Origin of the sequence: Streptomyces sp. NPDC127106 (genome assembly GCF_042677605.1) — a bacterium.
Taxonomy (GTDB): domain Bacteria; phylum Actinomycetota; class Actinomycetes; order Streptomycetales; family Streptomycetaceae; genus Streptomyces.
In genome coordinates this window covers 209,516-217,669 of the sequence record NZ_JBHXTC010000008.1, presented here as the reverse complement: position 1 = coordinate 217,669, position 8,154 = coordinate 209,516, and the positions used below count along the sequence as shown (strand labels likewise).

9 protein-coding genes and 1 pseudogene are annotated in these 8,154 nt (G+C 75.8%); 2 read left to right on the top strand and 8 right to left on the bottom strand.

Annotated features, from left to right (window positions below; translation table 11 throughout):
• Positions 1–202 precede the first annotated feature (202 nt).
• Positions 203–1,426 carry a DUF1266 domain-containing protein gene (locus tag ACFVGY_RS11505; RefSeq protein WP_385674520.1) on the top strand — a complete coding sequence of 408 codons (1,224 nt, stop codon included), beginning with the start codon at positions 203–205 and terminating at the stop codon, positions 1,424–1,426.
• Between the two features lie 82 nt (positions 1,427–1,508).
• On the opposite strand, the gene ACFVGY_RS11500 is transcribed toward ACFVGY_RS11505, so the two are convergent.
• Positions 1,509–1,991: a septum formation family protein gene (locus tag ACFVGY_RS11500; protein WP_385674517.1), complete on the bottom strand. Its 483-nt coding sequence runs from the start codon at positions 1,989–1,991 to the stop codon at positions 1,509–1,511.
• 626 nt (positions 1,992–2,617) lie between these two features.
• On the opposite strand from ACFVGY_RS11500, the gene ACFVGY_RS11495 reads away from it, so the two are divergent.
• Positions 2,618–3,034, top strand: coding sequence for a PPOX class F420-dependent oxidoreductase (locus ACFVGY_RS11495; RefSeq protein ID WP_385674514.1), 417 nt, complete (start codon positions 2,618–2,620; stop codon positions 3,032–3,034).
• A 61-nt stretch (positions 3,035–3,095) separates the two neighbouring features.
• On the opposite strand, the gene ACFVGY_RS11490 is transcribed toward ACFVGY_RS11495, so the two are convergent.
• The 7 genes and pseudogenes from ACFVGY_RS11490 to ACFVGY_RS11460 all read right to left on the bottom strand — a co-directional run.
• A complete protein-coding gene (locus ACFVGY_RS11490) occupies positions 3,096–3,593 on the bottom strand; it encodes a hypothetical protein (protein WP_385674553.1) in 498 nt (165 codons plus the stop codon).
• 505 nt (positions 3,594–4,098) lie between these two features.
• Positions 4,099–4,551: pseudogene (locus ACFVGY_RS11485) on the bottom strand (serine/threonine-protein kinase); the annotation flags it as partial.
• Positions 4,552–4,598: 47 nt separating this feature from the next.
• Positions 4,599–4,826 carry a hypothetical protein gene (locus ACFVGY_RS11480; RefSeq protein ID WP_385674511.1) on the bottom strand — a complete coding sequence of 76 codons (228 nt, stop codon included), beginning with the start codon at positions 4,824–4,826 and terminating at the stop codon, positions 4,599–4,601.
• 96 nt (positions 4,827–4,922) lie between these two features.
• Positions 4,923–5,693, bottom strand: a complete 771-nt coding sequence (locus tag ACFVGY_RS11475) for a hypothetical protein (RefSeq protein ID WP_385674508.1) — start codon at positions 5,691–5,693, stop codon at positions 4,923–4,925.
• A gap of 119 nt (positions 5,694–5,812) precedes the next feature.
• A complete protein-coding gene (locus ACFVGY_RS11470) occupies positions 5,813–6,253 on the bottom strand; it encodes an Imm50 family immunity protein (RefSeq protein WP_385674505.1) in 441 nt (146 codons plus the stop codon).
• The gene (locus ACFVGY_RS11465; protein WP_385674502.1) at positions 6,246–7,184 is read right to left on the bottom strand and encodes a GNAT family N-acetyltransferase; all 939 of its coding nucleotides are present in this window, start codon (positions 7,182–7,184) and stop codon (positions 6,246–6,248) included. The genes ACFVGY_RS11470 and ACFVGY_RS11465 overlap by 8 nt, the downstream gene beginning before the upstream one ends.
• A gap of 159 nt (positions 7,185–7,343) precedes the next feature.
• Positions 7,344–8,154, bottom strand: an 811-nt coding sequence (locus ACFVGY_RS11460; protein ID WP_385674500.1) for a dihydrolipoamide acetyltransferase family protein, incomplete at its 5' end; no start/stop codon positions are given.

The window sequence follows — 8,154 nt, the reverse complement described above, 5'->3', positions numbered from 1 at the left end:
GCGGCCCTCATCGGCAGGTACCCCTACACCGCTCTGTCGGCCGCGGGCCGTTCGCCGCGCCCCCGCGCCCCCCCGGGGGGCGGGGGGGGGGCCCGCCCCCCCCCCCCGCGCCCGCGCGTGCGGCTCAACGGGAAGGAGCCCCTCCTGTGCTGGTCCGACACCCCGTCGGGGTGTGCGCCGGCCCCGGTTAGGGTTCTCCCACATGGGCACCTGGATCGCGCCGAGCATCATCGAACGACAGCTGTACGAGGCCAAGACCGCCAACGACTGGCCCGCCTACTTCGACGCGCTCGCCCGCGCCGAGCTGTTCGTCCCGCAGTCCCGCGCCTACCTGGACCAGCACCCGAACGCCGTGTACCTCCAGTCCGTCCGCTTCCCGCAGGCCGGTGGCGCCCCCTGCTACGTCGCCTACACGGCCGGGATGCTCCCCGTCCCCACGGCCGACCAGGTGTTCTCGCGCCACAGCCTCAGCTGGTTCGCGCACCGCATCGACCCCGGCGACCCCCCGTACCTCGCCATCAACCCGGGCAGCCCGTGCGAGGCCTTCCTCCCGTCCTCGCCCGGCGACCGCGAGGTGTGGAAGTTCCACTGGAACCGGGCCACCGAGTACGGCTTCAAGGAGAACACCGTCCAGGCCCTGCACGTCGGCGGCCCGCTGCACGGGCCCGCCGCCTTCGGGCTCGCCTGCGGCGCGCACCTGTCCGTACGCAACGGCCTGTTCTGGAACGCCCTCGGCTACCACGGCGAGGGCTACCTCAAGGAGCGGGAGAAGCTCAAGGACTGGTGGGGGGTCACCACCCGCGAGCAGTGGCGCGCCGCCACCGAGCGGCTGCTGGCCGCCGACATGGTCAGCTCGGTGTGGGAGTTCACGCTGCGGATCCGCGTCGCCCTCGCCAAGGAGTTCGCCGGGCCCGTCGACATCGAGCACTGGCGGCACGCCACCGAGGCCACCCTCCGCGCCAACGCCGAACGCGCTGCCGAGCCCCGCATCACCCCCGACGGCGTCACCACCGCCCGGCCGCGTTCGACCGCCGAGATCGAGGGGGAGGTCGCGGGCGTCCGCCGGGTCATCGGCCGGATCACCCGCTACGAGCAGCGCTTCCGCGCCGACGGGATCCTCGGCGAGGGCAGGTACGTCCGCTCCGTCGAGGCCTGGGACTACGGACGGGCCTCCCAGATGGCCCGCTGGGGCCTCGGCGCCCGCTTCGGCACGGTCGAGGAGGCCGAGGACGCCGTCGTCCGCGCCGGCCGCATGTGCCGGCTCGCCTACCGCTCCTGGGAGGACCTCTCGGCGGGCTTCATCCTCGGCCGCTGCCTCCAGTTCGACGAGGAGGAGTACGGGCACTGGTACACGGACATGGCCGCCGTCCACCAGGCCCTGACCACGGATCCCGGCAGCCCCTGGCTCAACATCCCCTGGGGGTAGCCGGGGACGGGAGCCGACCCAGGAACCGGGCCCAGGAACCGGGCCCAGGAGCCGGGCCCAGGAGCCGGGCCCAGGAGCCGGCTCAGGAGCCTGGGGCGCGGACCGAGCCGGTGGTCGTACCGGTGGGGACACCCACGAAGCAGACGACCTGGTGGAAGCCGAGGTCCCAGGCACCGGGCGTCGGGAAGTAGGTGTAGGCCCTCATCTTCTTCGGCGGGTTCGCCTCGGCCCCCAGGTAGTTGGCGAGCGCCTTGGCGGAGCACTTCTCATCGACCAGGGAGGCGATCTTCTCCTTGCCCGGGAACGGACCGCTCCCCAGCGAGAAGACGCCGTATACCTCCCCCTCGTGCGGCTGTGCGCAGGGCATGACGCGCACCGACCGGGACGCCGGGGCGCCGTCCTTGTCGGCGTCCTTGTCGGGGTACGCCGTCAGGTCGTCGACCGTGCTGAAGCAGTCCCCCTTGCGGAGGTCCTCCAGGTCACCGGCGACGGGCCCGGCGACCGCGCGGCTGCTGTCGTGCCGTGGAAGGCCGCTCGGTGTCCCGAAGGCCGCGAGCGAGCACACGAGGGTCGCAATGCTGATCGAGATGGCCGCCGCACGGGCCTTCCCCGGCCGCGGCTGACACGGCGCGTGCCGGCCCTGCGGGGCGCCGCCCGGGGGCTCGGGGCGGCCCGGACGGGCGGGCGGTCCCCCCTGCGGGTTCGACCCGGGGGACGACGACGGTGGCTGCGGTGGTGGTGGCGGTGGAATGGGCATGGCGCACTGCGCTCCTTGCACAGGGGGAGTCGCAACCAGCAGCCGGGCGGTGACACCGTGGCCGACGGGTGGGGCCTGCAGGGCGCATGGCGCGCGGAAGCGGGCGGCGACGAGGGCCGCGTCCGTCCGGCGTGGTCTCGGACGCCTTCGGCGGGCGCGGTGCGCCGGGTCGCGCCGACGCGTGCCTGCCGATGGTGTGGTGCCACTCCCCACGCTACCGGGGACGACGTGGCCACGCCTGCCGTGGGGGACGCCGCCCGGCGGGGCGCCCCAGGCGCGGACCGGGTCGGCTTCCCGCCACGCCGCGGACAGCTCCTCCGCCCTGGCCGACCTCAGGGGGAAGCCGGCCGGAGCGCAGCCGCCCCGCTTCTCGACCACCGGGAGTCGACGGAACTTCCTGTACGCACCGCTGGTCCCGAACTAGCCTCCCCCACATGACGATTGAGCTGAACGACACCGTACGCAGCCTGCTCGACGCCCCGCACCCGGCTGTCCTGTCCACGCTCAACCCCGACGGCAGCCCGCAGAGTTCGGTGGTGTGGGTCTCCCGGGACGGCGGCGAGCTACTGGTCTCCACCGAGCAGGGGCGGCGCAAGGAGCGGAACGTCCTGCGCGACCCGCGCGTCGGCCTGACCGTGTTCGACCTGGCCAACCCGTACCTCTACGTGGAGATCCGCGGCACCGCCACCGTCACGGAGGACACCGGCCGCGCGGTCGCCGCCCGCATCGCGGAGCAGTACCTCGGCCCGGGCGGCGGCAAGGAGTACCTGGAGGCGCCGGCGGAGGACGTCCGCGTGGTCGTCCGCATCACCCCGACCAAGGTCCTCGGCAACGCCGCCAAGGCCGGCTAGCGGGCCGGACGCTCGGACGCCGCGCTCGGACGCGCCGCGCTCCGACGCCGCGTTCCGGCCGTCAGTGGCCGGACGCGGCGAAGGTGTCCACCGCCGTGTCGAAGATGCCCTTGGCCGCCTTGGCGCGGCCGACCGGGGCCGACACCCACACGTCGAACAGCGTCCCGTCCTGCTCCCAGGCGAGGTCGTACGTGTGTCGGGGTCCCTCGGCGATGGGGGAGAACCCGTCCCAGGTGAACTCCCAGAACGCGGCGGGCAGTCCGCGGTGGGTGGTCGCCGTGACCCGGTTGTCGCGGTACCCCTCGTTGTTCACCGGGCCCCGCTCGTCGGCGGCCAGCATCGACCCCATCGCCCCGCCGGGCGGCACCGGACCGAACTTGATGCCGACCCGGACTCCGTCGGCCGTGATGTAGAAGGTCCGCTCGCCGTCCGTCGAGCGGGTGGCCCCCCGGGGTACGGCCAGGCTGAACCCGCGCAGGTCCTGGACCTTCGTGTACCCGGCCGGAACGCCCCCGGACCGCGGCGGCGTCGGGGACTGCGCCGGCACCGGTACGGACACCGACGCGCCCGGCGACGGCACCCCGGCGGAGGGCGAGGGGGACGGCGTGGTGCACTCCGGTCGACGGGGCCGCGGACCCCGACGGCGCAGGAACGGCCGGTGCCGAGGCCGCCCCGCCGCCCGGGCCCTTCGAGGTCCGGCCGTCGAGCAGCGTCACCGCCGTCACCGCACCGGCGCAGGCCGCCACGGCCCCGGCCACGACCAGCGCCGCCCGCGCACCCCGCAGCCGCGGGCGCGGCCGGCCGTCCCGGTCCGCGGGCCACTGCCGGTCGCTGCCGTGCTCCCGGTCGATGCGGTGCTCGCGGTCGATGCCGTGTTCCCGTCCCGCCCGGTCGCCCACGGGGTCCGGCGCGCGGTCCACCTGCTCGGTGGGCGTGTACGCGGCCCCCGCGGCCGGGGACACCGTCGCCTCGTCCGCCGCGCACGCGACCAGCAGCCGCCGCGCCTCCGCGGCCCCCATCCGCCGCTCCGGGGCCCGCTCCAGCAGCCCGCGGACCACCGGCAGGAGCGTCCCCAGCCGGGCCGCCGGCCGGATCTCCTCGTACACGACGGCGTGCAGGACGGCACCGAGCGAATCCCGGCGGAACGGCGACTCGCCCGCCACCGCCGCGCACAGCAGCGCGCCCAGCGACCACAGGTCCGACGCGGGGCCGCCGGCGGCGCCCTGCATCCGCTCGGGCGCCGAGTACTCGGGCGTGCCCGCGAACACCCCGGTCCCGCTGATCGTCGTCGTCCCGGGCAGGCTCGCGATGCCGAAGTCGGTCAGCACCACCCGGCCCGTACCCGCCTCCAGCAGGACGTTCGCCGGCTTCACGTCCCGGTGCAGCACTCCGAGGGAGTGGCCGGCGGACAGGGCGTCGAGCAGGTCGCGCCCCACCCCGGCGGCCTCCCCCGGGGAGAGCCTCCCGCCCGGGACGGCCAGCCGGTCGGCGAGCGAACCGCCCTCGACCAGCTCCATCACGATGACGGGCTGACCCTCGTGCTCGACCACGTCGTGGACCACGATCACGTGGGGTGCCGGATCCGTGCCACGACCCGCGCCTCGCGCAGCGCGCCCGCCGGATCGGCCCCCGCGTCGAGGGACAGCGCCTTGACCGCCACCGAACGCCCGAGCAGTTCATCGGTGGCCCGCCACACGACGCCCATCCCGCCCCGGCCGAGCCTCTCCTGCAGCCGGTAGCGCCCGGCGATCACCGTACGGCCGCCGGCCTCCGGCCCGTCGTGCAGCGACACCGCGCCTCCGCTCCCCGTTCGCAGACCACGGCCATGATGCCGTACGCGGCCCACCGCCACACCGCAGATGCGCCCGGAACCCGGCCCGCGCGCGGGTCAGGGCAGCACCGCCCGGACCCCCGCCCAGGCGTCCACGGCGCGGGCGGTCTCCGGGGCCCCGCCGAGGTGGGGCCGGACCGCGGCCATGCTGTTCAACAGGAGCTTGATGCGGCGCAGGTGGCGGATGCGGCGGCGGGGCAGGTCGCGCCAGGCCAGCCCCTCCGCGGCCGCCTGAGCGGGGGTCAGGTCGATCAGGTCCAGCAGCTCGCGGCACAGCCGGTCCGGGTCGCCGCCGAGGGCGGGGCCGGGGCCGAACTGCCGGATGAGGTAGGCCCGTACGCCGGCCCGGTCGATCGCGTGGTCCAGCGGATGCCATTGCGCCCACGCGGCCGTGCGGTCCACCGCGGCCAGCGCCACCCGGCCCCAGCGCAGCCGCATCCCGTCGGACAGCCCGTCGTCCTGCATGCCGGACACGCCGTGGGAGCGCAGGGTCAGCGGGTGCGGATCGTCGGCCAGCGGCGGGTCGGTGGCCAGCCAGGCCTCCAGGTCGGCCAGCGCGTGGCCGCCCGGCGGTACCGCGGTCAGCACCTGCCCGCGGGTCAGCAGCGCGGTCATGGCGCCCGTGAGGCGGACCCGCGCCGCCTGGCCCGCGCGCAGGGACGTCACCCGGTGCCCGCGCCGCTCGATGCCCCGCAGCCCGAGGCGCGCGTCCGCGGCGGCGTACACCTGGCCGGTCCGGGCGACGCCCCCGATGCACCGGACGGCGCACAGCCCGCCCGCGACATCGGCCTCCTCGACGGAGTAGACCTGCAACTCGGCGATGGACACCCGGAACGCCCCCCTTCAGGCCCGGAAGGCTACCTTCCCGCGCCCCCCGCCCGCCCCTCGAACCGCCCTTCCAGCCCGGCGGCCGGGCTGGAAGGGTTGCCCCGCGCGGTAACGGGCCGTCATGCGCCGCAGCCGCCGCCCTTGGTGTAGGCCGAGACGCGGCGGAGGACGGCGTGGTCGGCCGTGGCCTCGACACGCAGGAGGCCGGCCTCCAGGACGGCCCGCAGCCGCCCGTCAGGGCCGGCGGAGAGCCGGAGGGCGCCGACCGGGTTCGGGTCGGGGCCGCCGTCCAGCAGGGCCCGGGCACCGAGCAGCCTCAGCTCCACCTGCACCGTGTTGGCCGCGCGCGCCGTCCACGCCTCCGGCGGCTCGGCCGGATAGGACGGCAGCTCGAACCGCAGCGTGAGCGAGGGCCCGTCCCGGTGCCAGGTCACTTCGTGGATCACGAGGCCGTCCGGTTCCGGCACGCCCTGGGCGCCGTACGCCTCCCGCAGCACCTCGGCGTTCAGCACGTGGTCCAGCCAGCCGCCGACCGGGCCAGGGCCGCGCGTGTCAGCCATGCTCGGGGGCCTCCAGGACCAGGCGGATCTCCGAGACCTCGTAGCCGGCGCGGGCGAAGGCGGCGGCCATCGGGGCGTTGACGGTGTCCGTCGTCGCGGTGATGCGGTCGGCGCCCGCGGCGGCGTGGAAGCGCGTGATCTCGGCGAGGACCTCGTCGATCAGGCCCTGCCCGCGCTGCTCGGGCACGACGCCCAGGTAGCCGACGTTGCGGTGGTACGGGGTCGCCGACGGGACGGCCAGGCCGGCGAGCGTGCCGTCCGGCAGCTCGGCGAGCCGCCACCAGGAACGCTCGCCCGGGCAGTCCAGGTAGAACTCCATGTCCTCGCGGGCCAGCTGCTCGGGGGTCTTCGCCCGCAGCTCGCTCTGCGTGGCCAGGTCGAGGCTGCCCGCGGAGACCCGGACGAAGGCGTCGAGGAACTCCTCGTCGGTGCCCTCCCGGAAGGCCAGCCGCCCGGTCGGCGCGGCGGTCCCGGCGGGCGGGGTCCACTCGAAGCGCAGCCGCTCGATCTCGCGGGTCAGGCCCGCCCGGTACGCGGCCTCCCGGCGCCAGGCGACCGCCTCGACCAGGTCCGGGCGGGTCCGCCAGTCGGCGGGCAGGGAGAGGTTGTAGAGGGGGAGGGCGCCGAAGGCCTCGTGCCCGGCGGCCAGCAGCCCGGTGGCGAGGGCGGCCGGGTCGGCGACCGAGGACCGGACCTGGAGGCAGTCCAGGGCGATGGGCCGCTCGCTGTCGGCACGGCCCCACCACAGGGCGCGGGCCAGCAGCTCCCCGTCCGGGCCTTCGGCGAACCAGGTCCACTCGGGGCGGAAGCGGCGGGCGGCGAACTCCTCGCGGACCTTTCCGGCGGGCAGGGCGGGGACGGGGCCGTCGGCGGGGTGGGCCGCGGCGCGGTCGAGGTCGGCGGGGTCTGCGGTGGCAGCGCGAAAGAACATTCGTGGATGATCACACGCGGTGGCAGCCGCGACCAGCGGATTCGGCGGCGCCGCCGGCCGGGGCGGTGGCGCCCGCCGGGGACGGCCGATGGCCGGCCCCTCGAAAGGGGACCGGCCATCGGACGGTGGAGCGGGTGCCGCTGCCGCGGCCGCGGCCTGCTACTGCCAGGTGATCAGGCGGCGCGGGTTCTCCAGCACGGCGGCGACGTCGGCCAGGAACTTGGAGCCGAGCTCGCCGTCGATCAGGCGGTGGTCGAAGGACAGCGCCAGGGTCGTGACGTGGCGCGGCTTCACCTTGCCCTTGTGGACCCACGGCTGGAGCTTGATCGCGCCGACCGCGAGGATCGCGGACTCGCCGGGGTTCAGGATGGGCGTACCGGTGTCGACGCCGAAGACGCCGACGTTGGTGATGGTGAGGGTGCCGCCCTGCATGTCGGCCGGGGAGGTCTTGCCGTCGCGGGCCGTGGCGACCAGCTCGGACAGGGCCTGGGAGAGCTCCGGCAGCGTCTTGGCGTGGGCGTCCTTGACGTTCGGGACGATCAGGCCGCGGGGGGTGGCCGCCGCGATGCCCAGGTTGACGTAGTGCTTGAGCACGATCTCCTGGGCCGCCTCGTCCCAGGACGCGTTGACGTCCGGGTTGCGGCCGACGGCCACCAGGACCGCCTTGGCGATGAGCAGCAGCGGGTTGATCCGCAGCCCGGCCAGGTCGGGGTCGGCCTTGAGCTCCTGGACCAGCTTCATCGTCTTCGTGATGTCGAAGGTGATGAACTCGGTGACGTGCGGCGCGGTGAACGCCGAGCCGACCATGGCCTGGGCGGTGACCTTGCGGACGCCCTTGACCGGGATACGGGTCTCCCGCGCGCCCTGCGCGACCGGCGCGGCGGGGGGGGGCGCGGCCCCCCCGCCCCCCCCCCCCGCCCCCCCCCGGGGCGCCCGCGGCCGGGGCGGGCGCCGGCCCGAGCGGGGGGGC